The following is a 26,892-nucleotide window of genomic DNA, read 5'->3' as shown; positions in this document are numbered from 1 at the left end:
GCTACGATGCGAACGGGCTCGCTTCGCTCATCGATTGTTTGTGGAAAACGCCCGGAGCGGGATTTGAACCCCAGTCGCTCCGCTCGCAACGCTCGCTCCGCTCCCTGCTTCAAATCCTTCGGACCGCTTGACGAACGGACTCGCTTCGCTCGTCAATGTTCGTCAAGCGCCCGGAGCGGGATTTGAACCCGCGTCACGACCGTGACAGGGTCGTATGATGGGCCACTACACCATCCGGGCAGACAACCGCGGCGGGGCCCCGAAATCGGGGACGCCCGGAGCGGGATTTGAACCCGCGTCACGACCGTGACAGGGTCGTATGATGGGCCACTACACCATCCGGGCGTGCCGCACTCAACCGTATCCCCGTTCGGCAAATAAGGCTTGCCATCCCGCTTTCGGCTGTGCGCCGTTCACATACCCCGGTACGTTTTTACTCACAGCCCTCGTCTGTGAGGTCGAGAACGCCCGCGCTTCTGGGAGCGGCGCGTGGCGTCCGTGGTTAACAAGTCTTATTTGAGTGGCGCTTGTAAGCCGCTGTAGTATCTCGTGATAGCTTCTCCCCACCACCAGCACCCATGGTAGACGTAAGCCAACACGAACTCGTCCCGGACCACGTCCTTCTCGACGATCCCGAGGAGGTCGAGGCGGTCCTGACGGAGTACAACGTGAAAAAGACCGACCTGCCGAAGATCAAACGGACCGATCCCGCGCTCCCCGACGAGGCCACCGTCGGCGACGTGGTGAAAATCGTCCGAAACTCCCGAACGACCGATACAGCGGTCGTATACCGACTCGTCGTCTCATGAACAGGGAAGACCGACGCGTGGTTTCACGCGAATACTTCTCGGATGACCGGCTCGCAGAACACCACTTCCGCTCGTTCAACAACTTCCTCGACCGCGGCATGCAGGAAGTCGTCGACGAGAAGGCGACCATCGACACCGACATCGGCGATAAGGAGGGCCAAGAGCCCGTCTACGTCGAACTCGGCGATGTCCGGATGGTCACCCCTCGCGTCCGCGAGGCCGACGGCTCCGAGGAGCTGTTGTATCCACAGGAAGCCCGCCTGCGAAACATCACCTACTCCGCGCCCGTCTTCATGGAGATGTCCATCGTCCGTGGCGGCGAGGAGGAGCCCGAAACCGTCGTCGACTCCACGGAGACGAAGGTCGGGCGCATGCCGGTGATGGTCGGCTCGAACAAGTGTAACATGGCCGGCTTCACCGATGAGGAGCTGATCGACATCGGCGAGGACCCCGTCGATCCCGGCGGCTACTTCATCGTCAACGGCTCCGAGCGCGTGTTGATGACCTCCGAGGACCTCGCACCGAACAAGATCCTCGCGGAGTACGACTCGAAATATGGCGACGAGATCCAGGTCGCAAAGACCTTCTCACAGCGCCGTGGCTACCGCGCGCTCGTGCTCTGTGAGCGCAACCGCGAGGGGATCCTCGAGGTATCGTTCCCCTCCGTCTCCGGCTCCGTGAACTTCGTCACGCTCGTCCGGGCGCTTGGACTCGAATCCGACGAGGAGATCGTCCACCGTGTGAGCGACGACCCCGAGATCGTGAAGTTCATGCTGGAGAATTTAGAGGAAGCGCCCGTCCGAACCACCGAGGAGGCGATCGAGAGCCTCGGCGAACGCGTCGCCTCCGGGCAGGGGAAGAACTACCAGCTGAAGCGGGCGAACTACGTCATCGACCGGTACCTCCTTCCGCACCTCCATGAGGAGGGCGTCGACGAGGAGGACGTCCGGATCAACAAGGCGTACTACCTCTGCCGGATGGCCGAGGCGTGTTTCGAACTCGCGCTCGAACGCCGCGGCCCCGACGACAAGGACCACTACGCGAACAAGCGGCTGAAGGTCTCGGGCGACCTGATGCGCGACCTGTTCCGTACCGCGTTGAACAAGCTCGCACGCGACGTGAAATACCAGCTCGAACGGGCGAACATGCGCAACCGCAACCTGACGGTGAACACCGTCGTGCGCTCGGACGTGCTGACCGAGCGGCTCGAACACCCGATCGCGACGGGCAACTGGGTGGGCGGCCGCTCGGGCGTCTCCCAGCTCGTCGACCGGACCGACTACATGGGCGTGCTGTCACACCTGCGTCGCCTCCGAAGCCCGCTGTCACGGTCACAGCCACACTTCGAGGCGCGCGACCTGCACGCGACCCAGTGGGGTCGCATCTGTCCCTCCGAGACGCCGGAGGGGCCGAACTGTGGGCTGGTGAAGAACTTCGCACAGGCGATGGAGCTCTCACAGAACGTCGAGGACGAACAGGGACTGAAACGGGAATTGGCGTCGATGGGTGTCGAGGGGATCCCCGGCATCGAACGCGTCGAACGACAGACGGCGGACGACTGATATGGCAACAGAAGCACGCGAAGCGAAGGTGTACGTCAACGGGAGCCTCGTGGGGACCCATCCGGACCCCACGGCGCTCGCAGAACAGATCCGCGAGGCACGGCGACGGGGCGACGTCAGCGAGATGGTCAACGTCTCGGTGAAAGAGCGCACCCGCGAAGTGATCGTGAACGCGGACGCCGGACGCGCCCGGCGGCCGCTCATCGTCGTCGAGAACGGAGAACCCTTACTTGGCGACGAGGAGATCGCCGCGCTCGAACGCGGCGACGTCGGCTTCGAGGGCCTCGTCGAACGCGGCTACGTCGAGTTCATCGACGCCGAGGAGGAGGAGGACATCCTCGTCGCCGTCGACGAGGAGGACATCACCGAGGAGCACACCCACCTCGAGATCGACCCACAGCTCGTCTTCGGTATCGGTGCGGGGATGATCCCGTACCCCGAACACAACGCGAGCCCCCGCATTACGATGGGAGCCGGGATGATGAAACAGTCGCTCGGGCTTCCCTCCGCGAACTACCGGATCCGCCCCGACACGCGCCAGCACCTGATGCACTACCCGCAGCTGGCGATGGTCAAGACACAGACCACCGAGCAGATCAACTTCGACGAGCGCCCGGCCGCCCAGAACTTCGTCGTCGCGGTCATGTCCTATGAGGGGTTCAACATCGAGGACGCACTGGTGATGAACCAGGGCTCCGTCGACCGCGCGCTCGCCCGCTCGCACTTCTTCCGAACCTACGAGGGCGAGGAGCGACGGTATCCGGGCGGGCAGGAGGATCGCTTCGAGATCCCCTCACAGGACGTGCGCGGCGCGCGCGGCGAGGACGCCTACACGCACCTGGATGAGGACGGCCTCGTCAACCCCGAGACGGTGGTCGATGAGTCCTCCGTCCTGCTCGGGAAGACGAGCCCGCCGCGATTCCTGGAGGAGCCCGACGACATGGGCGGGCTCTCCCCACAGAAGCGGCGTGAGACGAGCGTGACGATGCGCTCCGGTGAGTCCGGCGTCGTCGACACCGTGACGCTGATGGAGGGCGAGGACGGTTCGAAGCTCTCGAAGGTGAAGGTACGCGACCAGCGGGTGCCCGAACTGGGCGACAAGTTCGCGTCGCGACACGGCCAGAAGGGCGTCGTCGGCCACCTCGCCCCGCAGGAGGACATGCCCTTCACCGAGGAGGGGGTCGTCCCCGACCTCGTCGTCAACCCGCACGCGTTGCCCTCGCGGATGACGGTGGGACACGTTCTGGAGATGCTCGGCGGCAAGGTCGGCTCCCTGCGCGGCTCCCGCGTCGACGGGACGCCGTTCCAGGGCGAAGACGAGGCCGAACTCCGGGAGGGGTTAGAGGAGTTCGGGTTCAACTCCTCCGGCAAGGAGGTCATGTATTCCGGCGTGACCGGCGAGAAGATCGACGCGGAGATCTTCGTCGGGACGATCTTCTACCACAAGCTGTACCACATGGTGTCGAACAAGCTCCACGCCCGCTCGCGCGGCCCGGTGCAGGTGCTCACGCGCCAGCCCACGGAGGGGCGTGCCCGCGAGGGTGGTCTCCGCGTCGGGGAGATGGAGCGCGACACGATCATCGGCCACGGCGCGTCGATGGTGCTCAACGAACGGCTCCTGCAGTCCTCCGACGCGGAGCGGGTGTACGTTTCCGCGGAGACGGGGCTCGTCGCCGTCGAGGATCGCGAGCAGCGGCGGGTGTACGACCCGGTCACGGGCAACGAGGACGACATCCACGAACTGGAGGTGAGCTACGCGTTCAAGCTCTTGCTCGATGAGATGATCGCGCTCGGCATCCGACCGAAACTCGAACTGGAGGACGCGATTTAAATGTCAATGCAGACACCGAAGACGCTCGGCGGCATCGATTTCGGCCTCATGGACCCGGAGACGTACCGGGACATGTCGGCCACGAAGGTGATCACGGCGGACACCTACGACGACGACGGCTACCCCATCGACATGGGGCTCATGGACCCACGGCTCGGCGTGATCGATCCCGGGCTGGAGTGTCGAACCTGTGGGTCCCACTCGGGCTCGTGTAACGGTCACTTCGGCCACATCGAACTCGCCGCGCCCGTCATTCACGTCGGGTTCACGAAGCTCATCCGTCGACTGCTTCGTTCGACATGCCGGGAGTGCGGTCGGCTGGCGTTAGACGAGAGACAGCGCGAGGAGTTCAGCGAGCGATATGAGCGGGCGAAGGAGCTCGGCGACGACCCGCACAACGTGTTGAAAGCGGCCGTGCGGCAGGCGCGGAAGGCCTCGAACTGCCCGTTCTGTGGCGAGCCGCAGGCGGACATCAAACACGAGAAGCCGACGACCTACTACGAGGTGCAGGACGTCCTCGCCGGCGACTACTCCGAGCGCATCGCGGTCGCGATGCAGCCCGACGAGGAGGCCGACGAACCGGGGACCTCCCCGCAGGAACTCGCCGAGAAGACCGATATCGCGCTCGACCGGATCAACCAGATCATGGCCGGCGAGTTCCGTCCGCGAAAGGAGGACCGTCGGGCCATCGAGAAGGCGCTCGACGTCGACCTCACCGAGGAGGACATGAACAAACTGATGCCCTCGGACGTGCGCGACTGGTTCGAGGACATCCCGAACGAGGACTTGGAGGTGCTCGGCATCGACGCCGAGGGCTCCCGGCCCGAGTGGATGGTGCTCACGGTACTGCCGGTCCCGCCGGTGACGACGCGCCCCTCCATCACGCTGGACAACGGCCAGCGATCGGAGGACGACCTCACCCACAAGCTCGTCGACATCATCCGGATCAACCAGCGGTTCATGGAGAACCGCGAGGCCGGCGCCCCACAACTCATCATCGAGGACCTCTGGGAGCTGTTACAGTACCACGTCACGACGTTCATCGACAACGAGATCAGCGGCACGCCGCCGGCACGCCACCGATCCGGCCGACCGCTGAAGACGCTCAGCCAGCGCTTAAAAGGCAAGGAGGGTCGTTTCCGCGGGTCGCTGTCGGGGAAACGCGTCAACTTCTCCGCACGGACGGTCATCTCGCCGGACCCCACCCTCTCGTTGAACGAGGTCGGCGTCCCCGACCGCGTGGCGACGGAGATGACACAGACGCTCAACGTCACCGAGCGCAACGTCGAGGAGGCCCGCCAGTACGTTCGAAACGGACCCGAGTCCCATCCGGGCGCGAACTACGTCCGTCGCCCGGACGGTCGTCGCCTGAAGGTGACCGAGAAGAACTGCGAGGAGCTGTCGGAGAAGATCGAGCCTGATTGGGAGGTCAACCGCCACCTGATAGACGGCGACATCGTGATCTTCAACCGGCAGCCGTCGTTACACCGGATGTCGATCATGGCCCACGAGGTCGTGGTCATGCCGTATAAGACGTTCCGGCTGAACACGGTCGTCTGCCCGCCGTACAACGCCGACTTCGACGGCGACGAGATGAACATGCACGCGCTCCAGAACGAGGAGGCGCGGGCGGAGGCACGCGTGCTCATGCGCGTGCAGGAGCAGATCCTCTCGCCGCGGTTCGGTGGCAACATCATCGGGGCGATCCAGGACCACATCTCCGGCACCTACCTGCTCACCCACACGAACCCACAGTTCAGCGAGACGCAGGCGCTCGACCTGCTGCGGGCGACCCGCGTCGACGAGCTGCCGGAGGCGGATGGCGTCGACGAGCACGGCGAGGAGTACTGGACCGGGCGGACGCTGTTTTCGGAGCTGCTGCCCGATGACCTCTCGCTCGAGTTCACCTCCTCGACCGGCGACACCGTTCGCATCGAGAACGGCCAACTCAAGGAGGGGACGATCGACGAGGACGCCGTCGGCGCGTTCGGCGGCGAGGTCGTCGACACGCTCACCAAGACGTACGGCGAGACACGAGCGCGCGTTTTCATCAACGAGATCGCCGCGCTCGCGATGCGCGCGATCATGCACTTCGGCTTCTCGATCGGGATCGACGACGAGTCGATCCCGCCGGAGGCCGAACGCCAGGTCGACGAGGCGATCGAGAGCGCCTACCAGCGTGTCGACGAGCTGATCGAGACGTACCACGCCGGCGAACTGGAGTCGTTGCCGGGACGAAGCGTCGACGAGACGCTGGAGATGAAGATCATGCAGACGCTCGGGAAGGCCCGTGACTCCGCCGGTGAGATCGCCGATCGCCACTTCGGCGACGACAACCCGGCGGTCGTGATGGCCCGATCGGGCGCGCGTGGGTCGATGCTCAACCTGACACAGATGGCCGGCTCCGTCGGCCAGCAGGCGGTTCGCGGCGAGCGGATCAACCGCGGCTACGAGGACCGGACGCTCTCACACTACCGGCCACACGATCTCTCCGCGGAGGCACACGGGTTCGTGGAGAACTCCTACCGCGGCGGGCTGACGCCCGAGGAGTTCTTCTTCCACGCGATGGGCGGCCGCGAGGGGCTGGTCGACACGGCGGTTCGGACCTCGAAGTCCGGCTACCTCCAGCGGCGGCTGATCAACGCGCTCTCCGAGCTGGAAGCGCAGTACGACGGGACCGTCCGGGACACCTCGGGCACCATCGTGCAGTTCGAGTTCGGCGAGGACGGCACCTCGCCGGTGAAGGTCTCCTCGGGAGCGGGCGACGGCATCGACGTGGGCGGCATCGCCGATCGCGTCATGCAAGCGGAGTTCAGCTCCGAGGCGGAGAAGGAACGGTTCCTCGGCGAGCGGACACCGCCGACGAACCTCTCTGAACATACCGGACCGGGTCTTAACGAGATCCGCGGACGGGAGGTGGAATCCGATGACTGAGTACGAGCACGTGACCGACGACATGGAGGCGATCGTCGAGGCGACGGAGCTTCCGACGCGGCTCAAGCGGGCGGTCTATGAGACCATCGAGGAGAAGGCCGAGGCGTACAACGGCATCTCGAACGAGCAGGTGACCGATATCGTCACCGGCGTCGAGAACCGCTACCTCGAGACACGGGTTGATCCATTGGACCCGGTCGGGACCGTTTCTGCACAATCGATCGGTGAACCCGGCACACAGATGACAATGAATACTTTTCATTACGCTGGGGTTGCAGAAATTGACGTTACACAGGGTCTTCCCCGACTCATCGAGCTGGTTGACGCCCGGAAGACGCCGGACACGCCGATGATGACGGTTCATCTCGAGGGCGAGTACGCGACCGACCGCGAGAAGGCTCACGAGGTCGTCTGGTCGATCGAGTCGACGCGCATCCTCGCGCTCGGTGACGTCTCGACGAACGTCGCCGATATGCTCGTCCGGATCGACCTCAACGATGACACGCTGTTGGAACGATGGCCGACCTACTCGGACCCGAGCGAGGTCGCGGGGATCATCTCCGAGACGATCGCGGACGCGCTCGGCGTCGACACCCGACAGGCCGGCACCGTGATCGAGTTCGGCCCGAACGAGCCGAGCTATCGCGAGCTACTCCAGCTCGTTGAGCGGCTCCGCGACATCGTATTTAAGGGAATCGAGGAGGTCGAACGCGTCGTCATCCGGAAAGAGGAGATCGACGACGAGGAGCGGTTCGTCCTCTACACGGAGGGGTCGGCCTTCGGCGACGTCCTCGAGATCGAGGGCGTCGACGCCTCACGGACGACGTGTAACAACATCCACGAGATCTACCGCAACCTGGGCGTCGAGGCGGCCCGCGAGACGATCATCAACGAGACGAAGAACACGCTCGAAGAGCAGGGGCTCGACGACGTGAACGTCCGACACCTGATGCTCGTCGCGGACATCATGACGAACAACGGCGAGATCGAATCGATCGGTCGCCACGGGATCTCCGGATCGAAGGACTCCGTCTTGGCACGCGCGGCGTTCGAGGTGACGGTGAACCACCTCCTTGAGGCCGCGATCCACGGCGAGTACGACGAACTCGACGGCGTCATCGAAAACGTCATCGCCGGCAAGCCGATCTCGATCGGCACCGGCGACGTCGATCTGCGGATGGGATCGCGCGTGATCGGCGACGGGGCGAGCACGGACGGCGGACGACCGGTCGGACGCGAGCACGACGGCGAGCGCGACGGACGCACGGACTGATGCGGGTCGAGCTCTCCGATGAGGCACGGCGATATATCGGTCGGTTCGACGAACTGACCGGAGTCGCACCGAAGGACTGCCTCGTGGAGGGCGACCGGCTCGTCTTTCTCGTCCCGGCCGGCGAGATGGCGGCGGCCATCGGCCAAGCCGGCGAGACGGTAAAAGGGGTCGAGCGCCGGCTGAACCGCTCGATCGAGTTGGTCGAGGACGCGGACACGGCGGAGGCGTTCGTCGCGAGCGCGCTCGCGCCGGCGGCGGTCAACGCCGTGACGGTCTCCGAACAGAACGACCGGGTCGCGTACGTCGAGGTGGCCGAACCCGACCGTGGCGTCGCCATCGGCGCTGACGGCCGCAACATCGAAACCGCCCGGACGCTGGCGAAGCGACACTACGACATCGACGATATCCAGTTGACCTAGGCGGCGATCGGTCCGATCATCGACGTCGGGCGGGGTGGGCTCGGACGATCGCTCCGGATACTATTTATTATCGCACGGCCTTCGCGCCGCATGCACCGACGAACGCTACTTGCCACCCTCGGGGCGGGTACTGCCGGGGTACTCGCAGGCTGTGCAGCACCGACGGCGCGGACCGACGAAACGGTCGGGGATGTCGATTGGCTCGATGGGGAGACCCTCGATACGGAGCGGTTGTCGACGACGCATGCGGAAACGCTGGAGACGGCCGGAAGCTTCGAGCTGTTCTCGACAGCAGAGACCGAACACGACGGGGGGACGGAACCGAGCCGGTGGCTTCCCTCCCAGGAGTACGAGGCCGCCTTCGAGTCGGAACGGCAGCGGCAGTATCTCCGACAGGAAATGGGCGGGGGCGACGAGCGGGAGGTGTTCGAGGTGTACGTCGACGGGTCGGCGGCGTTCCGGCGGGAGCGATGGGGCGAAAACGCAACCACCGATCGGTGGTCGATCGACCGGCCGGACGCGTTCTTCACGAGGGAGTTCGAGATCGAAGCGACCACCGGGGTTCGCGGCGTCGGCGGCTGGAACATGCGCGTCGTCGATCGGGCCGCCGAGATCGACGGCCACCCTGCCGTTCATCTCGATGCCGATTCGTTCACAGGCGATGCGGGGATCCCCGAAACCGTCGACGAGGCGACGGCGACGATGCTGGTAACGGGAGCGGGGGTCGTCCGACTGCTCGAGCAGCAGTGGGAGGGAGAACACGACGGGCAAGCGGCAATCGTCGAGGTCGATATCGCCTTCGAGGGGATCGGCGAAACCACGATCGAGGAACCGGAGTGGGTCACCGACATGCGGGCGTGATCGGATCGACCGGAACGTCGAAGGGGTCTTCAGGGGCGGTCCGGCCGTACAACGACGCCCTCTCCGCGCGGCTTATCGGCTCAACGGTCACGAGCGTCCCTCGTTTGTTCGTGTGAAACCCTCTCAGATCGCCGGAGAGGTACCTCTCGGCGGATCTGAGGCCGTTTTTCGGGAGCCAAAGAGGGATGCTTAAGTAGCTCCGTCGGAAAGTCAACTCACATGGCGAACGGCAAATATGCCGCCCGGAAGCTCAAACAGGACCGGCAGAAACGACGCTGGTCCGACTCCGAGTACGCTCGGAGGGAGCGCGGGCTCAAAAAGAAGTCCGACCCCCTCGAAGGCGCTCCGCAGGCCCGCGGGATCGTCTTAGAGAAGGTCGGGATCGAGGCAAAGCAGCCGAACTCGGCGATCCGAAAGTGCGTCCGCGTTCAGCTGATCAAAAACGGCAAACAGGTCACCGCCTTCTGTCCGGGCGACGGGGCCATCTCGTTCATCGACGAGCACGACGAGGTCACCATCGCCGGGATCGGCGGCGCGAAGGGTCGTGCGATGGGCGACCTCTCCGGCGTCAACTACAAAGTTGATAAGGTGAACGGCGTCTCGATGATCGAACTGGTGCGCGGAAACGCGGAGAAACCGGTCCGATGAGCGGGGAGGAAGCCGAGGTCGACGCCGAGGCGGAGCCCGTGGCCGACGAGCCGGACCCGGACGCACCCGCCGCGAGCGACGAGGCCACCGAGAACGCGAAGCTGTTCGGCGTCTGGGACGTCTCTGAGATCAGCTACGCGGACCCCTCGACGAAGCGATATATGAACGTGACCCCCATCGCGCACACGATGGGCCGTCACGCCTCGAAGCAGTTCAAAAAGTCCGAGATAAGCGTCGTCGAGCGGCTCATCAACCGCCTGATGCAGACCGAGGAGAACACCGGCAAGAAACAGCAGGCGACCCGGATCGTGCGGGACGCCTTCGACATCATTCACGAGCGCACCGAGGAGAACCCGGTGCAGGTGCTCGTGACGGCGATCGAGAACGCCGCACCGCGCGAGGAGACCGTCCGCCTGAAATACGGCGGGATCTCGGTCCCGAAGGCGGTCGACGTCGCGCCCCAGCGCCGCGTCGATCAGGCGTTGTTGTTCATCTCCGACGGCGTCGCGAACGCGACGTTTAAATCCTCCACGCCCGCCGCGGAGGCGCTCGCACGCGAGCTGATCGCCGCCGCCGACTACGACGTGCAGACGTACTCCATCTCGCAGAAGGAGGAGCGCGAGCGCGTCGCCGCCGCCGCTCGCTGACCGCGTCCGCCCGCTTTTTTACGCGAGCCACTCGTCCGGCTTCGTGTCGTAATCCACCGTTTCGGCGGCGATCTGATCCGCTATCGACTTCTCAAGTTCGTGCTCCGTCGACTCCTCGCCGTCATACGTGAACCGGACGCCGACCTCCCGGCCGGTTGGCTCACGACCCCGACGACGGGCCCGCCGGACGGCCTCCTCCGTGTACTCCGTCCGTATCGTCGCGAGATGGACCGGCCGCCCCCACAGCTCGAAGACGCGTTCGAGCGCCGCTTTTGTCTGTGTTTCATCGAGCGCGACGCCATTGTATCGGTGACCTAAGAGCAGTTCACCGCGGTTTCCGTAGTTGCCATCGAGGACGACGATGGTTGGCTTGCCGAAGTTGGTGAACCGCAACAACAGTTTGCGTTTGACGTCCTCGGCGTCGACGCTGGCGACGCGGAACTCATCGCCAGCCCGGCTGTACTCGTAGGTGAAGTAGTTCCCCTCGCGGACGAACTCGTCGGTGAGGAACTCGTCGATAAAGGTGACGTCGTTGTGGCTCTCACGGACCTCGAAGAGTCGGCGCCACGGAGCGGTCCTGTCGACGTCGGCGAGCGCCGCCTCCACGGTCGGATAGCGGTCGACATCGAACATGTAGCGGGCACGCTCCTGCAGTGTTGCCCGTGAGACGGCCCTGAGTGCGCCGCAGTGTTCGGGTCGCGAGAGCACGTAGTGGCGTTCGGCAAGCCCCTCGAAGGTGAGCAGTTTCCATGGATAACGCTCGATGTCCGGGCCATGAGCGGGGTCTCGGTCGCCGGTCCGCACCGAGAGCGCTCGATCGACGGCATCCGCATCCACGCGAGGATCGTTCGCCCTCGCGAGGTCGGCCAGCGCATCGAGCGTGGCTGGTCCGGCACCCGCGATCGCGGGGTGCGGCGCGAGCGACTCGGTGATCTCCCCGAGGTCGACCCGTGAGTGAAACGTCTCGGGGGTGATCCCCTCGACGCGAAGCAGACGGTCGATCACGTCTCGGCGGGCAGTGAGCCGTTCGATATGTGTCCACAGCTCGAAGCCGAGTTTGTAGGGGTTGAGCCCGGGTGAGCCGAGGACGCGAGCCATGTGGTCCGCGTAGGTGAGGAACTCGTCGGGGCCGGCGAACCCCTCACCGCCCATCATGATCGACTCCCAGTAGGTCGCCCACCCCTCGTTCATCACCTTGGTCAGCTTTTGGCCGGCGAAGTAGTACGCCTCCTCGCGGATCGCATCGATGACCGTCGTCTCCCACGGTTCGCGATCGACCGCCTTGCCCCCCTCCGGATCATAACGCTTGCCGTGATCGCGGAGGTACGCGAGGACGTCCGGACGGGGTTCGGCGACATCGGCGTCCTGCTCCTGTGCGTCGAGCCACTCCTCATCGAAGACCTCACGACGGACCGACTCGGAGAGGTCAAGGTCGTCGATCCGTTCACGGATCGTCGCGAGCGACTCGTCCGCGGCCATGCCGGTGCCATCGGTGGGGTCGGGTCGGGTTCGAGCGGCGTCGACAGGTCGGTGCTGATCGATGGTGTCCGACAGGGAACTCACGGCATCTATCAGTCGTTCGACGTCGTCGCGGTCGACATCGGAGCGGGCCATGATCGCCGCGAGCTTGTCGCCGTTACGCGCCAGCCGCGCCGCGGCGTTCGGCCCGTCCTCGCCGCGACTGGCGTACAGTCCGAACCAGCGATTGTTCGCGAAGAAGTCGGCGTGTGCCTCCACGTGGGTGATCACGGCCTTCTGATCGGCGGTCGTATTCGACTCCTGAAGGAAGGCGTGGGCCGGATCGTCGTTGTTGACGATTTCGAAGGCCTTTCCGAGCCCATGGCGATCCGATTTGTGTTGCCGCTCGTAGTTCATCCCCCAGCGCCAGTGCGGGTAGCGCCGCTGAAAGCCCTCATACGCGATGAGTTCGTTCATCTCGTCGTGATCGACTACCCAGTAGCGGACCGGGTACGGCGTCAGCCCGAGCCGCTCGGCTAGTGCCCGGGCCTCCCGTGCGGGTTCCGCAAGGGTTGCCGCCTCCCGTTTCGCGTCGAGTCGGCCGTCCCTCATGGGGACACCTCGCGTGGCTCCGAAGTCGCCTCCGCACCGTCTTCCGTACTCAGTATCTCGTAGATCGCGTCGGTGACGTCTTCGGGGCCACCGACGCGTGCGACGGCGACGTTGTCGGCATCGCCGAGCGCCCGTTCGACCTCGTCGGCGTGACGGGCGTTCGGTCCGCTGCCGCCAGGCTGCGTCTCGACGTAGGCGTGCAGGTTGGCCTCGATGGATTCCATCATCGGGATGACGGAGTCGGCCGTGTCGGTGCCGGAGTTCTCGGAATCACCGGCGGCGAAGACGTAGCGGTTCCACTCGGCGAAGGGATACTCCTCAAGTATCTCCGCGACCAACGCGTATGCGCTGGATATCCGGGTGCCACCGCCCGAACGGATCCCGAAGAACTCCTCGCGGTCGACCTCCCACGCGTCAGCGTCGTGGACGATGTACCGGAACTCTGCCTCGTCGTACTTGCCGGTGAGGTACCAGTCCATCGGGGTGAACACGCGCTCGACGAGCTCACGTTTCGCTTCACGCATCGATCCGGAGGCGTCACGAACGTTGATCACGACGACGTTACGCTCGCGTCTCTCGATGATCTCCGGATGGCGGAAGCGTTCGTCCTCGCGCCGGAACGGAACCGTCCTGAAGCCCTCACGGCCGATACGAGCGTGTGCGGGCTCCATCTGCAGCTCCCGTTCCAATTCGTCGAAGCTCTCCCACCGGTCAAGTGCCGACGTGGGGGTTTCGAGTTCCGTCTCAAGCTCGGCAGCGGCGTCGACGATCCACGCTCGGGAGACGGGGATCCGTTTCGTCCGCGCCCACGTGAACACGTCATCCACGTCCGCGTCGGCGACGAAGAGACCCTCGCGGACGTAGTCGCCGTCGAAGTCGGTCGCGAGATGGCGTTTCAGCCCTCGTTTGAAGAACTCGTCGACGTCGAGGGTCCCGCGGGGGCCCGCGCGGGCGACATCGGTATAGTCGCCCTCGACCTCCTCGGTCACGCGTTTGCCCTTCGGGTCGAGATCCAGCCCGAGCGCCTCATCCAGCTCCGCGGCGAACTCCTCAGGATCCATCTCGTAGTACTCGTGCTCGCCACCCTCCTCGCCGGGGTCGCCGTCCTCGTCGCCATCGCCGGGCTGTGGGTCGACCGGCTGGCCGGGCTGGGGTTGCCCCTGTTGGCCCTGGCCGACGCCACCGGCCTCACGGCGGTCGTAGACGAACTCCGGAAGGTCGACGAGCTTGATCGGGATCCGGATCCGATCGGGACCCGAGCCGCCGAGGTCACCGTGACTGATAAACTCGGCGAGGTCCTCGCGGCGTTGCTCGCCGACCTCACGGAACCGTTTCCGGTCACGGGTGATACCCATCAGCGGTCACCCCCATCGTCGTCGGACCGGTCACGTCGTGTACGTCCCTCAGATCCGTCGGAACCGTCGGTGTCGAGCCCGTCCCACTCCGCACGGACATCGTTCATCACCGCTCGGCTCGTGAGTTCGGCTGAGGCCTCGCTGTAGCCACGATCGGTCAGCCGGTCGATCGTCGCGGCTTTCACACGGGCGGTCTCGGTGTTCGCCGGCGGGTCGGCCCACTCGTGGGGATCGAGCGCCGGAAACCGCCGTTTGACATCCACGAGGTCGTTCGATTCGAGGACGGTCTTGAGTTCGGGGATCTCGGTCAGATCGACGTGCTCGATATTGAATCCCTCATCGCGGTTTCGCCAGGCATACCGTGTGAGCGCGCGGATCACCTGCTCGCGGCGGAACGTCGCGACCGCGTGGGTCGGCTGCGTGCCACGATAGTCGTCGTCGGTGAACCGCCCAAGCGTCTCGGTTTCGAACACCTTCATCGCGAGCGCGTCGGGTTCGACCGGCCCACGTTCGGTCTCGACCGGGTCGCCGGCGTCCCACGCGTAGACGTGCTCGACGTACTCCGCGACCGTCTCCGGTGAGACGGTCTCGGCCGCGAGGATCGCGTCGAACACCTCGGACCGCTGCCGTTTCTGGACCCATGTTACGACGGCTGCCTTTCGGCCCTCGAACTCCGCGACTTCGGCGCGAGAAAAGACCGGTGCGTCGGCCAATCCATCAGCCATCGCATCGAGGACGTCGGTGGGCGTGATCACCCGTTCGACCGGTAGTTCCGGGTGGCTTCGGTCGGCGTCGGCGCCGAGGAGGTCAGCGATCACGTCACGCGTATACGTTACCGGGATACCGGTCCGACCGTCGTCGGTTTCCATCGGGAGGTCATCGACGGTGAGCCGGTCGTCCCCACGGCGAACCTCGCCGACCTCGTATATCCGGGCCTGTTCAAGCGGGTCAATGTCCGTGGGGAGATCGTCGATCGCGAGCCGGGTAACGACCGCATAGAGCGCGGCCGCACCGAGTGCGTGCGGCGCGAGCTCCCGTTCCTGAAGCGCCCCGTCACGTTCGCGAACGGAGAGGGTCAACGGCGCTCGCACGCGCTCGTCGATGGCGTCGGCATCGGGAGGATCGTCGGCCGTCCTGATCGCCGTCTCGCCGGCGAGTTCGCGTCGGAGCAGTGCCGTCTCCAGACGTCTGTCGGTGAGATACCGGAACTCGTGGCGCGCAAGCCGCCGCTTGAGCGCCTTCAACGGATCCGCGCCGTCCAGATCCGCGTGTCGATCGAGCTCGGCATCGAGGTCGGGATTGGAGATAACGACGAGTTGGGTGTCGACATCCATGCCGATCCCCTTATCGAGCTTCACCCGGCGCTCGTCGGGGACGTTGAGGAGTCGTCTGAGGAGGTCAGCGTGCTGGCTCGCGTCCTCAAGGACGGTGAGCACGCCGTTGCCCTGTGAGAGAACGCCGTCGTAACTGAACGCCTGCGGGTTCTTTCGACCGCGTGAGTCCAGCTCTCGCAGCATCCCACCCATCCACGAGCCGACGAGCCGTTCCTTCGGCGTCCCGTCGTCCTCGGCGTGTAACGCGCCGACACCGGATCCCTCGTCGACGACGTAGCTCGTCACGCGGAGGTGATCGCGGTCGGTGACCGCGGAGAAGACGTTTCGGTGACCCTCCTCGCGGTAGATCGATTCGAGCCCCTCGTACGCCTCCCGGCTGAACGGATCGAGGTCGACATCGACGGGGATCGGAACCGGTTCGGCGTCGGTCGCGTCGTCCACTGTGGCCACGATCCGCTCGCGGACCTCGTCGGGAAAGACCGAAAGCGGCGGCGTTCGAACCGGGCTCCGGTACCACGCGCCGGCGTCGCCGCCGCTGCCGTACGACAGCGAGCGGTCGGTCCCGGCGCCGGTGACGTTCCACTCGAGCGTGTAGCGTCGCCCGGCATCCGTGCGCGAGAACTCCCGGAGGCCGTTCACGAGACAGCGTTTGAACTCCGATTTCCCCGTCGCGGTCGGCCCGTCGATCCACGCGATCTTCTCGTCATTGCCGCGGCCGGCTGCGGCGGCTCGAAGGTCATCGACGAAGCCGTTGAGCGCGGCGGTGTTGCCCAGCACGGCGTGTTCACCGTCGTTGTACGGGTCATCGAAGAACCGGTATCGCGTTAGCCGCTTACCCCGTTCGCGCACCTCGCGCGTGCCCGCGGACTCAATAGCCGCGAGCACGTAGCCGGCGGCGGAGGCGGCTGCGAGCGGGTTTTCGAGGACGTGATCGACGTACGCCGAGAGACCCATCGGTGGATCATAGGCACGACGAACCGTCTCGTCGGCGTCCGCGAGGAACGTCTCCCCGTCGGGGGACCGATCAGCTCCCGCCATCTTCGATCTCCGAGCGGGCGACGGCCGCGCCCGCGTATTCGAGCACTTCGGCGGCACCGGCCTCGGAGTAGCCCCGGTCGATGAGCGCATCGACCCACGCGCTCCGCTCCTCGTCGTCGAGGTCGGTCGCCGAGACGAGCGCCGAGAAGTTGATGTTGTGTTTTTTGTCCTCCCAGAGCTTCCGCTCTAAGGCGCGTCGGAGCCGGTCGTTCTCCTGTGGATCGAACCCGCGTCCCTCGCGGGCACGGCGGGAGACCCAGTTCGAGACCTCCTGACGGAAGTCGTCCTTCCGGTCGGAGGGGACGTCGAGCTGCTCTTCGACCGCCCGGAGGAACGTCTCGTCGGGCTCGGTCTCACGGCCGGTCAGCTCGTCGTCCACGGTCGCGTCGTCGATGTACGCCATCACGTGGTCCATGTACTTTTCGCCCTGTCGACGCAGTTCGTCGACGTCGTACGCGAGCGCGTGACGGACGTCTTCGATGGCACGCTCGCGGTACTCCTCACGAACCGTCTCAAGCAGCTGCTCGTAGCGACCGAGGTCGGCGGCAGCGATCGAGCCGTGCCCGCCGAGGTTCGCCTCGAAATGGTCGAAGACCGAAAGCGGCGAGAGGTGGGTTCGGTCGCGGTGGGTCGCGTCCATGATCGCCTCGGCGATCTCATCGCCGATGAACCGCGCTGACACCCCGTCCATCCCCTCGCCGATGTCGGCTGTGGCTTCGCCGTCCTCGCGCAGCTTTCGGACGTCTATCTCTTCGTCCTCGAGTTCGTCGTTGTATACCTTCGCTTTGTCAAGAAGCGAGACGGTCCCGTCGGTCGGCTCCTCGATCCGGGTGAGGACGCCGAAGAGCCCCGCCATCTTCAACGTGTGTGGCTCGACGTGGACGTTCGGCACGTCCGCGTTCGCGAGCATCTTCGCGTAGATTTTCGCCTCGCTTTCGTACTCCAAGACGTACGGATAGTCGATCCGTTTGGTTCGGTCGTTGAACGCCTCCATCTTCTCATCGCCCGTCTTCTCGCGGTACTCGGGCATGTTCGTCCGGCCGACGATCACCTGATCGATATCGATCCGGGGATTGTTCTTCGGTTTGATCGTCGCCTCCTGTGAGGCGTGGAGGAAATCGTAGAGGAACTCCCGCTGGAGTTTCAACAGCTCTTCGCCGGAGAAGAGACCGCGGTTCGCGTTACAGAACGCACCGGCGTAATCGAACGCGCGGGGGTCGGATTCGCCGTAGACGGCGAGTTTGGCGTAGTTGACGTCGCCGGTGAGTTCCGTTTCGTCCTGATTCTTTTTATCCTTCGGCTCGAACGTCTCGATACACTCGCGGCGGTTCTCGTCGGCAACGAGCCGGACGACCTCGACGTGCCCGTCGATCACGGCCGCGAGGTCGTCGTCGTAGTGGGCCAACAGCGCGTCGAGATAGAACTCCGAAGCCGGGTCGGGGTGCTGGTCGTTGCGGAGGGTGTAGGGCGCGTCCAGCCGCTCGTTGAGGTCCGCGAGCACGGCCGCCCGCTGTGGTTTCGCCAACAACACGAGGGGATCCTGATTCATCGGCGAACGGACGACGTCGTCGCTCGGGTCTTGGTCGTCGATGACCGAGGTGAGGTTCGTCCACCGGAAGGTGTACATTCGGCCGGCCTCCTCGCGGGTGTACGCCTCGAAGTAGCGACGGACGAGCCAGTCGAAGTGGGATTTTCCGGAGCCGACGGGGCCCAAGAGGAGCTTGATCCGCTTTTCGGGGCCAAGTCCGCGAGCGCCGGATTTCACCTTGTTGACGAACTCGTGGATGGCCTCGTGGATCTCTCGGCCGTAAAACACGTTCTCGCCGTCATGGATCGGGTCGTCCGCGGCGAGCGCGTACTCGACGACGCCTCGATCCTCGTCGTAACGTGTGCCGTAGTGGTCGAACATATCCGCGACGCGTTGATGGGCGTTCCGCGCGATATGTGGGTCCGCATACAGCTCGTCGAGGTACCAATCGAACGAGCGCGCGGTCCGCAGGTCGTCCGGAACGGTAGCACGGTACCGTTCGCTGAGTCGTTCGAGCGTTTGTCTGTCTGTCATGGTGGTCACCGGGTCCCGGGCGGGTCGCGGGACGCCAACGACACGTCCATCTGACAGCGGTGGGAGCGCAGCGGCTCATCGTGCCGTCGTCACGCCGCCTGCCGCGTTCACAACAACATACCGTCGGGAACCAACTCGCGTGAGGTCGTCGTCCCGGCCCGTAACCGTGGATGTGAGTATGGCAGGGATTGTCACACATAAAGTTATCGGCCGTGATCACATCCTGAACGGTACCGATCGGACACAGTCGGGCGATTCCGTCGACTGAACGTTGAATCGTCGGGAGGGATTTAAATAGTCCTGAATGATCAATAGTGAAGCGACCGCCGGCGGAGCGTCATCCATCCATCTGACCGATGTGCCGGTCGGAAGTATATATATCGTGCACTCGAAACCAACCCAATGAGCCGAAACGACGAGATCGCGGCCCACCTCTCCGAGTTCGCCGACCTCCTCGAGGCGACGGGCGTCGAGTACAAGCCGAACGCCTATCGGCGCGCGGCCGAGAACGTCGCCGACCACCCAGCCCCGGTCGAGGCGCTCGCACGGGAGGGGCCGGACGCGGTCGCAGAGATCGACCGCGTCGGCGACGCCATCGCCGCAAAGGTCGTCGAATACGTCGAGACGGGGACGATAGCGGAGTTGGAGGAGCTTCGCGAGGAGATGCCCGTCGACATCGTCGCGCTCACACGCGTGGAGGGCGTCGGGCCGAAGACGGTCGGGACGCTGTATCGCGAGCGCGGCATCACGACCCTCGATGAGCTCGAAGCCGCCGCGGAAGCGGGCGAGATCCGGTCGGTGAAGGGGTTCGGTGCGAAGACGGAGGGGAACATCCTCGACGGGATCGAGTTCGCACGCGAAGCGAGCGAGCGGACGCGCCTCGGGGACGCGCGCCCCGTCGCCGACGACGCGCTCGCACATCTCGCCGCCCACGACGCGGTCGCGAAGGCCGAAGTCTGCGGGTCGATCCGCCGCTGGAAGGCGACGATCGGCGACGTCGACGTGCTCGTCGCGAGCGACGAGACCGAGGCGGTCGTCGAGGCGTTCACCGACTGGGGGGGTGCCGATGCCGTCATCGAGGCCGGCACGATCAAGGCAAGCGTCCGGGCCGCTGGCACCCGGGTCGACCTCCGCGTCGTCGACGTCACCGAGTTCGGCGCGGCCCTCCAGTATTTCACCGGGTCGAAGGAGCACAACGTGGCGGTCCGCAATCGCGCGATCGATCGCGGGCTCAAGGTGAACGAATACGGCGTCTTCGACGTCTCGGCCGTCGAGGACGCGGACGGCGACGATCCGGACGACGACGACCCGGACGTCAACGACCCGGACGGCGACGGCCCGAACGGGGACCAGCGAGTCGGCGAGCGGATCGCCGGCGAAACCGAGCCGGGCGTCTACGAGGCGCTTGGGATGGAGCACGTGCCCCCGGAGTTGCGCGAGGACACGGGCGAGGTCGAAGCGGCCGCGGACGACGGGGACGGGACGCTGCCCGCCCTCATCGAGGAGGGTGACGTGCGCGGCGACCTCCACACGCATACCGACTGGTCCGATGGGGGATTTTCCATCGAGGAGATGGTCACCGCCGCAGCCGATCGCGGCCATGATTTCCATGCCGTCACCGACCACGCGGCGGGGCCCGGAATCCTTGGAAACGTCGGGCTCGGGGAGGACGAGATACAGGCCCAGGCGGAGGCCGTCGCCGACGTCGCCGACGACGCCCCGATCGAGGTGTTTCACGGCATCGAGGCCAACATCGACGCCGACGGTGCGATCACGACCGACGACGCGACGCTCGCCGAGCTCGACCTCGTCGTCGCCTCGCCGCATTCGGCGCTCGATGTGGACACGGACGCCGCCACCGAACGGCTCGTGCGCGCGGTCGAACATCCCGAGGTCGACATCCTCGGGCATCCGACGGGCCGGATCATCAACAGCCGTGAGGGAATGGCCCCGGACATGGAGAGGATCGCGGAGGCAGCCGCCGCGGCCGACACCGCCATCGAGGTGAACGCCAATCCCGCGCGACTCGATGCGGACGGAACCGCCGTTCGGGCCGCCATCGAGGTCGGGGCGACGATCGCCATCAACACCGACGCGCACACCCCACGGGAGTTCGAACACGTCCGCTATGGGGTCCACACCGCACGCCGCGGGTGGGCCGAGCGCGCCGACGTGCTCAACGCGCGCTCGCCGGCGGAGCTGCGGGCGTTCTTCAGGTGAACGGGGAATGGACGGACAGCCGATCCGAGCGAATAATCCGGATCGGGCGAGTAGCCACCGCATGGACGTGACGGTGGAGGTCGTCGGCGAGGAGTCACGCGAGTACACCGTCGAGCCCGACGCGACCTATGCGGACCTGATCCGGGCGGCCGGCTATCATCCACAGGAGGCGTCGATCCTCGTCGACGGCACGCCCGTCCCCGGCGACCGCACGGTCGACGCGGAGCGGGTCACACTCCTCCGGCTTATAAAGGGCGGTGGACCCGCGTGAACGCTGAGCGAAGCGATGATGGCGAAACGGCGACTGCCGACCGCGATTTTACCCTCCCGAACGGCGGGGTCGGCCCCGATCCGTTCACGCTCTCGGCGACGGAGGCGAGCCTCGCGGTCGTGTTCTTTCACCGGGATGCGCGCTGTGGAAACTGTCGACGCCAAGCCGCCCGGATCGCCCGTCGGTACGGGGCATTTCGGGAGCGCGACGCCGAGGTGATAGCCATCCTTCCGGAGCCGCGCTCACGCGCCGTCGCTTGGGCGGAGCGGCGGGACGCGCCGCATCCGGTGCTCGCCGACGCCGACAGCGCGGTCGCCGACCGCTACGGACAGCCGACGCGGCTCGGGGCACTCGGGAAACGGATCGACCTGCTCGGTCGCATGCCGCTCGTGGTCCTGCTCGACCTGCGGGACGAGCCACGGGAGCTGTGGCGCCACGCCGGTCGAACCGCCGACGATCGGCCCACTATCGACGAGCTGCTCGCGGAGGTTGGGAAGTTCGCGTGAAGCCGGGACGATCGCGGGAGTCGAAGGGGAACCGACCGAAGGATGACCAACCGAAGGAGCATCGGCCGGAGGCGACGCACGCTCCAGAAGGGTTCCTCATCGCCGTCGCCACACCGAGGGATCGGCTCGACGTGCTCCGGATCGTCGATGCGGCGATGCTTGAGATCGACGTGGACAGTCTCGACGAGCGCATCGACGCCGGCGACGTGTTCGTCGCCCGAATCGAATCGACCGATACCGTCGTCGGGGCGCTCACGATCGAGCGTCCCGGTCCCCGCGAGGCAGCGATCGAGGCGGTCGCGGTCCGCCGTGAGCGACGGGGACGGGGGATCGGATCGACGCTCGTCGCGAGGGCGGTTCGAACCCTCGCGAGCGAGCCCACGGTCGGCCGGATCACCGCGACGTTCGACCCGTCACTGATGGCTTTTTATACGGATCTTGGGTTCGCTATCGTGAATGAACAGCCGGGGGAAGCATCGAAGGACAGTGAAGAAAGCCACCTGTATGCGGAGTGGACGACCGGTGATGCCAGTCAGTGATCGAGACGCTCCACCCCATCGACGACATCGATGAACGACGGGCCGAACGCACCGGCCGGGGTAGTGAATCCGACGGGCGCATCGCCGGCTGCGACCCGTTCGACGGCCGCGAGCGCCGTCTCGATCGTCACGTCGTAGGGGTCGGGGGTCCGAAGGCGGGCAACGATCCGGTCGCCGTCCGACCGCGGGCCGCCGTGTCCCTCAGCGCCCCCCAGACACGCCTCGTACGCCGTACACGCCTCGCCGTAGACGAACATCTCGGAACGCTCCCGCTCGGCGGGACTCGGCCCCTCGAAACGCGCGGCGGCCATCCGGTCGAGCAGCCACTGCACCGGCCGTGTCCGGAGGAGCGGCGTCAACGGTCGGGTGAACCGAACCGCCCGCATGGTGAACGGGTCGAGCGCGACGTAGACGGCCACGTTCTCGATGCCTGTCGTGTGCGTCGCGGTGACGAGGTCGGCCCACGCCACGGCGAGCGCGGGTCGTTCCCCCCGGCCGAAATCGAGCCGTCGCGCTCGGGCGCCGTCGTCGGGCCGAACCAAGTCACCGTTTCGGCGAATGCGAGGCCCGACACCGAGGCCACGAACGCCGGTTCGGGCGGTCCCGCGCGAGATCGAGCCGGTGGCTTCGACGCCCAATACGAGCGTCGTCGCCTCCGGAAGGCGCTCGACGAGGTCCGCGGCGAGACAGTCCGTGGCGACGACGTCGAAACCGACCGCCGGCAGCAGGGTGACGTCGGCGGCTGCCGCCTCCGCGCTTCGGTCGGCGATCGCCGCGAGCACCGCGTACTCGCCGGTGACGTCGAGGTAGTCGACCCCGGTTTCGAGACAGGCGTCGACGAGAGGGTCGGCGGTGGCGACGAAGGGGCCCGCACAGTTCAACACGAGATCGACGTCACGGATACTCTCGGCGACGAACTCGGGAACTGAGAGGTCGAACTCGCGGACGTCCGCCCGCAACTCCCGTCCGAGTTTCCGGAGTCGGTCGCCGTCACGGCCGGCGAGGATCGGACTGCGTCCGCGGTCGACGGCAGCCCGCGAGATCAACTCCCCGGTGTAGCCGTACGCGCCATAGATGAGGAGGGTCACGGACGGATCCACGTCGCCCCCGACCTTGGGCGTTGTCGTCGCCGGGCGGACCGTCTTCCGTTCCATGTGTCCCGGACCGCTCGCTCCTTCAAATCGCCGCCGCGCGTAAGCCTTAGTGGTCGGCGGATCCAGGGAAGGATATGAGTGTAGTTCCCGAGCGATCGGCGATAGACGACGAATATACGTGGTCGCTCTCGAGCGTCTTCGCGGACGACGACGCATGGGAGGCGGCGTTCGAGGCCGTCGCCCCCCGAGTGGACGAGCTTCGGGCGTACGAGGGACGCGTCACGGAGGATGCCGAAACGCTGCTCGAGCTGCTGGAGCTTCGGGAGGCCGTGTTCCGCGAGATCGGCCAGGTCGCCGTCTACGCCCAACTTCGCAGCGCGGAGGACACCCGCAACCAGACGTACCAGGCGATGTCGGCGCGTGCCTCGTCGCTCCGCTCGGAGGCCGCAAGCGCGATCTCCTATCTCGAACCGGAGCTGCAGACGCTGAGCGAGGCCGACGTGGAGGCGCTCGTCGAGTCGGAACCCGGCCTCGCGGAGTACGAACACTACCTCGATGACGTCCTCCGAGCCGCGCCGCACACGCGCTCGGCGGAGGTGGAGTCGGTCCTCGCGGAGCTTTCGGAGGTGACGAGCGCGCCGAGCGAGATCTACTCGATGCTCACCAACGCGGACCTCACCTACGGGATCGTGGAGGATCCCGACGGCGAGGAGATCGAGATCAGCCAGGCGAACTTCACGAAGCTCCAGACGGACCCGGACCGCGAGTTCCGCCGTCGCGTCCACGAGACGTTCTATGAGGAGTGGGAGTCGGTGCGAAACGCGGTCGGGACCGCCTTGGAGAAGGCGGTGCGCGAGCACGTCATCAGCGCCCGACTCCGTGACTACGACTCCGCCCGGGAGGCCGCCCTCCACGGCCCGAACGTCCCCGTCGAGGTGTACGACACCCTCGTCGACACCGTCGGCGACAACCTCGACGTGCTCCACCGGCACGCGGAGTTGAAACGGCGGGCGCTCGGTGTCGACACCCTGGAGAGCCACGACCTCTACATGTCGCTCACCGGCGATCAGGGCCCGGACGTCGAGTACGATCAGGCCGTCGAGTGGGTGATCGAGGCCGTCGAGCCGCTCGGTGAGGCGTATCAGGACCGGATGGCCGAGGGGCTTCACTCGCGGTGGGTCGACGTGTACGAGAACCGCGGGAAGCGCTCCGGCGCGTTCTCCTCGGGGACCTACGACACCCAGCCGTTCATCATGATGAACTACCAGGACGACATCGCCTCGATGTTCACGCTCGCGCACGAGCTCGGGCACTCGATGCACTCGGAGCTGGCCGGCGAGACGCAGCCGTGGCACGACGCGGGGTATGAGATCTTCGTCGCGGAGATCGCCTCCACGGTCAACGAGACGCTGCTCACCCACTACCTGCTTGAGAACCTCGAGGACGAGACGCTCCGGACGCACGTGCTCGATGAGTATCTCGAACGCTTCCGCTCGACGCTGTTCCGCCAGACGATGTTCGCGGCCTTCGAGGCGGAGATCCACGAGCGGATCGAAAACGACGAGGCGCTCACCCCGGACGTCCTCGACGAGCAGTACGCGGCGCTGAAGGGGGCCTACTACGAACCCGCCGAACTCACCGGCGGCATTGAGCGCGAGTGGCAGCGCATCCCGCACTTCTATTACAACTTCTACGTCTACCAGTACGCGACCGGAATCTCGGCGGCCGCGGCCATCGTGAAGCGGATCCAGGCCGAAGGCGAGACGGCCGCCGCCGACTACCGGGAGATGCTACGCGCGGGCGGGTCGGCGTACCCGCTTGAGGTCGTCGAACGCGCCGGCATCGATATGGCCTCACCGGAGCCGATCGAGGCCGCCATCGATGTCTACGATGGCTACCTCGATGAAGTTGCGTCGTTGTTGGACCTCGAATAGCGAGGAGTGGCTCCACTAACGGTGATACCAAGCGGGAATTGGGTATTTAAATACACCAGCCGGCAGTTCATAAACGACGTCAGGGGAACCGATGCTGAACACAGATGGAGTATCCTCCAGCATACAACCGCAACCGCACCTCACGCCTCCCCAGCCTCGTTGGCGGCGGCTCCCTACGGTCGCCACCGCCAACTCCACTGGAAATCTCCGATTTCCAAGCCGTCGGATGTAATCCGACGACCTCGCGCTCCGGCGAACGCCCTTAAAAGGCGCTCGCCGGGCGCGCCACCGTATCGTCCGATCGCTTATAAATAATCGTCATCCCCGCTCGACGAACGTCGCGTCCGCCGACGTGCGCCCCTGGTTGAACGAGAGCACCTTCGCGCGGATCACGTCGCCCTCGCCGATGTCGTTTGGGATTCCCTCGACGAAGACGACGAACCCCTCGACCTTTCCGACGGCGACCTCCTTGCCCGAGTGATGGTCGGTGAGTTCGATCACCCCGAACGTATACGTCTCACCGATCTCCACGGGCGGGTCGCGTTCCTGTGCCGCCTCGTGGGCTTTTTTCGACCGTTTGGCCGACTCTGAGGGTCCCCGGAGTCGACGGACGACGAGGAGCAACCCGAGAAGCACGACGGCCCCCGCGGCGGCGACGAAAACGAGTTCCATGCGCGCCTCTCGGACGGGGTGAAGTTGAATCGGTCGGTCCCGATGTGCCGAACGGGGCGGACTCGGTGGTCGGAGACGGGCGACGGTCGAGCGTGACGCGTTAGCGGTCCCCCGAAAACGCCGGATACGACTGCGCGCCGCCGCCGGAGTTGCGCGCGACGAGCGTGGCGACCGCCGCGGTGCCGTCGTTGACCGTGCGGCGGCGCTCCTCGTACCCGAGGATCGTCAGGTCCAGACACGCCCGCAGGAGGTCGTTCGACCGGTAGCGATGCCGGTCGTTCGAGGGGGCGATCTCGACCGGATCGCTCGTTCGGAGGTGGTGTTCATATATCAGGACCCCGCCGGGCGCGAGCGCCTCCTTGAGGTCCGGAAGCAGGTCGAGCGCGGCGAAGAAACTCACCGTGATCAGGTCGTAGGCGTCCGGTTCGACCTCGAAGTCGGGATCGGAAAGGTCGGCACGGATCCACTCGACCGCGACGCCCTGTGCGTCGGCACGCTCGCGTGCTTGCGTGAGCGCCTCATCGGAGACGTCGACGGCCTCCACGTCGTAGCCGTGGGCGGCGAGGTAGCGCGCGTTGCGTCCGGTACCGGTCGCGACGTCAAGCGCGCGGCCGTCGGGGAGCGTGTCGATCCGTCTCGCGAGTTCGGGGATCGGATCCTCGGGAAGTTCGAAGTCGTCGTCAGCGCTGTACTTCTCGTTCCACCGCCTCCGGTCGTCGGTCACGGTCGACCTCTCGGGGGCCGGCGTGTTGAACCTACGTGCCGATCGGCGGCGACTCCCCCACGACGGCCGGATGAGAAACGCCTTTGCCC

Annotated in this window: 21 protein-coding genes and 2 tRNA genes; 14 read left to right on the top strand and 9 right to left on the bottom strand. The window is 65.8% G+C overall.

Translation table 11 applies throughout. The annotated features are described in order from the left end of the window. Positions 1-167 precede the first annotated feature (167 nt). Together CHB65_RS04955 and CHB65_RS04950 are read right to left on the bottom strand one after the other, a co-directional pair. Positions 168-240 (bottom strand) — tRNA-Asp (locus CHB65_RS04955). Between the two features lie 32 nt (positions 241-272). After that, a tRNA-Asp gene (locus tag CHB65_RS04950) sits at positions 273-345 on the bottom strand. A gap of 233 nt (positions 346-578) precedes the next feature. Between CHB65_RS04950 and CHB65_RS04945 the strand changes: the two genes are divergently transcribed. From CHB65_RS04945 to CHB65_RS04905, 9 genes are all read left to right on the top strand, one after another. Then, positions 579-809: a DNA-directed RNA polymerase subunit H gene (locus CHB65_RS04945; protein ID WP_089383945.1), complete on the top strand. Its 231-nt coding sequence runs from the start codon at positions 579-581 to the stop codon at positions 807-809. Continuing rightward, the gene (locus CHB65_RS04940; RefSeq protein ID WP_089383944.1) at positions 806-2,371 is read left to right on the top strand and encodes a DNA-directed RNA polymerase subunit B''; all 1,566 of its coding nucleotides are present in this window, start codon (positions 806-808) and stop codon (positions 2,369-2,371) included. Before CHB65_RS04945 ends, CHB65_RS04940 begins: the two co-directional genes overlap by 4 nt. A 1-nt stretch (position 2,372) precedes the next feature. Beyond that, entirely contained in the window at positions 2,373-4,202 is a 1,830-nt protein-coding gene (gene rpoB, locus CHB65_RS04935; protein WP_089383943.1) for a DNA-directed RNA polymerase subunit B, read from the top strand. Between the two features lie 6 nt (positions 4,203-4,208). Further along, on the top strand, positions 4,209-7,136 hold the full coding sequence (locus CHB65_RS04930; protein WP_089383942.1) for a DNA-directed RNA polymerase subunit A': 2,928 nt from the start codon (positions 4,209-4,211) through the stop codon (positions 7,134-7,136). Further along, complete coding sequence (rpoA2, locus tag CHB65_RS04925) at positions 7,129-8,409, top strand: DNA-directed RNA polymerase subunit A'' (protein ID WP_245809903.1); 1,281 nt, start codon at positions 7,129-7,131, stop codon at positions 8,407-8,409. Before CHB65_RS04930 ends, rpoA2 begins: the two co-directional genes overlap by 8 nt. After that, a complete protein-coding gene (locus CHB65_RS04920; RefSeq protein WP_089383941.1) occupies positions 8,409-8,828 on the top strand; it encodes a NusA-like transcription termination signal-binding factor in 420 nt (139 codons plus the stop codon). The genes rpoA2 and CHB65_RS04920 overlap by 1 nt, the downstream gene beginning before the upstream one ends. Positions 8,829-8,918: 90 nt before the next feature. After that, positions 8,919-9,689 carry a DUF7537 family lipoprotein gene (locus CHB65_RS04915; RefSeq protein ID WP_089383940.1) on the top strand — a complete coding sequence of 257 codons (771 nt, stop codon included), beginning with the start codon at positions 8,919-8,921 and terminating at the stop codon, positions 9,687-9,689. A 219-nt stretch (positions 9,690-9,908) separates the two neighbouring features. Continuing rightward, positions 9,909-10,337, top strand: a complete 429-nt coding sequence (locus CHB65_RS04910; protein ID WP_089383939.1) for a 30S ribosomal protein S12 — start codon at positions 9,909-9,911, stop codon at positions 10,335-10,337. Continuing rightward, positions 10,334-10,984 (top strand): 30S ribosomal protein S7, encoded by a 651-nt coding sequence (locus CHB65_RS04905; protein ID WP_089383938.1) that lies wholly within the window; start codon positions 10,334-10,336, stop codon positions 10,982-10,984. The genes CHB65_RS04910 and CHB65_RS04905 overlap by 4 nt, the downstream gene beginning before the upstream one ends. A gap of 18 nt (positions 10,985-11,002) precedes the next feature. On the opposite strand, the gene CHB65_RS04900 is transcribed toward CHB65_RS04905, so the two are convergent. From CHB65_RS04900 to CHB65_RS04885, 4 genes are read right to left on the bottom strand one after another with little or no spacing between them, the layout of a single operon-like run. After that, entirely contained in the window at positions 11,003-13,054 is a 2,052-nt protein-coding gene (locus tag CHB65_RS04900; protein ID WP_089383937.1) for a SpoVR family protein, read from the bottom strand. Then, positions 13,051-14,409 carry a DUF444 family protein gene (locus tag CHB65_RS04895; RefSeq protein WP_089383936.1) on the bottom strand — a complete coding sequence of 453 codons (1,359 nt, stop codon included), beginning with the start codon at positions 14,407-14,409 and terminating at the stop codon, positions 13,051-13,053. Before CHB65_RS04895 ends, CHB65_RS04900 begins: the two co-directional genes overlap by 4 nt. After that, positions 14,409-16,781: a kinase anchor protein gene (locus CHB65_RS04890; protein ID WP_089383935.1), complete on the bottom strand. Its 2,373-nt coding sequence runs from the start codon at positions 16,779-16,781 to the stop codon at positions 14,409-14,411. Before CHB65_RS04890 ends, CHB65_RS04895 begins: the two co-directional genes overlap by 1 nt. Then, positions 16,768-18,843, bottom strand: a complete 2,076-nt coding sequence (locus CHB65_RS04885; protein WP_089384052.1) for a PrkA family serine protein kinase — start codon at positions 18,841-18,843, stop codon at positions 16,768-16,770. Before CHB65_RS04885 ends, CHB65_RS04890 begins: the two co-directional genes overlap by 14 nt. A 402-nt stretch (positions 18,844-19,245) precedes the next feature. Here CHB65_RS04885 and CHB65_RS04880 point away from each other — a divergent pair, with 402 nt between their 5' ends. From CHB65_RS04880 to CHB65_RS04865, 4 genes are all read left to right on the top strand, one after another. Then, a complete protein-coding gene (locus CHB65_RS04880; protein ID WP_089383934.1) occupies positions 19,246-21,063 on the top strand; it encodes a helix-hairpin-helix domain-containing protein in 1,818 nt (605 codons plus the stop codon). A 61-nt stretch (positions 21,064-21,124) separates the two neighbouring features. Further along, complete coding sequence (samp2, locus tag CHB65_RS04875) at positions 21,125-21,334, top strand: ubiquitin-like small modifier protein SAMP2 (RefSeq protein WP_089383933.1); 210 nt, start codon at positions 21,125-21,127, stop codon at positions 21,332-21,334. Continuing rightward, complete coding sequence (locus CHB65_RS04870; protein WP_089383932.1) at positions 21,331-21,840, top strand: redoxin domain-containing protein; 510 nt, start codon at positions 21,331-21,333, stop codon at positions 21,838-21,840. Before samp2 ends, CHB65_RS04870 begins: the two co-directional genes overlap by 4 nt. Then, the gene (locus CHB65_RS04865; RefSeq protein ID WP_321166737.1) at positions 21,837-22,379 is read left to right on the top strand and encodes a GNAT family N-acetyltransferase; all 543 of its coding nucleotides are present in this window, start codon (positions 21,837-21,839) and stop codon (positions 22,377-22,379) included. The genes CHB65_RS04870 and CHB65_RS04865 overlap by 4 nt, the downstream gene beginning before the upstream one ends. Here the strand turns inward: CHB65_RS04865 and CHB65_RS04860 are convergent. Continuing rightward, positions 22,373-23,533 carry a saccharopine dehydrogenase family protein gene (locus tag CHB65_RS04860; protein ID WP_089383931.1) on the bottom strand — a complete coding sequence of 387 codons (1,161 nt, stop codon included), beginning with the start codon at positions 23,531-23,533 and terminating at the stop codon, positions 22,373-22,375. The two genes, CHB65_RS04865 and CHB65_RS04860, sit on opposite strands and share 7 nt — an antisense overlap. Positions 23,534-23,607: 74 nt before the next feature. On the opposite strand from CHB65_RS04860, the gene pepF reads away from it, so the two are divergent. Next, positions 23,608-25,407, top strand: coding sequence for an oligoendopeptidase F (gene pepF, locus CHB65_RS04855; protein ID WP_089383930.1), 1,800 nt, complete (start codon positions 23,608-23,610; stop codon positions 25,405-25,407). 318 nt (positions 25,408-25,725) lie between these two features. Here pepF and CHB65_RS04850 read toward each other — a convergent pair whose 3' ends face one another. Both CHB65_RS04850 and CHB65_RS04845 read right to left on the bottom strand, forming a co-directional pair. After that, complete coding sequence (locus tag CHB65_RS04850; RefSeq protein ID WP_089383929.1) at positions 25,726-26,079, bottom strand: TRAM domain-containing protein; 354 nt, start codon at positions 26,077-26,079, stop codon at positions 25,726-25,728. Positions 26,080-26,179: 100 nt separating this feature from the next. Next, the gene (locus tag CHB65_RS04845; RefSeq protein ID WP_089383928.1) at positions 26,180-26,803 is read right to left on the bottom strand and encodes a class I SAM-dependent methyltransferase; all 624 of its coding nucleotides are present in this window, start codon (positions 26,801-26,803) and stop codon (positions 26,180-26,182) included. Positions 26,804-26,892 lie beyond the last annotated feature (89 nt).

This window comes from Halorubrum vacuolatum (assembly GCF_900188065.1).
Lineage (GTDB): Archaea > Halobacteriota > Halobacteria > Halobacteriales > Haloferacaceae > Halorubrum > Halorubrum vacuolatum.
Note: the sequence above shows the minus strand (reverse complement) of the source record. Positions and strands in the feature narration are given on the sequence as shown.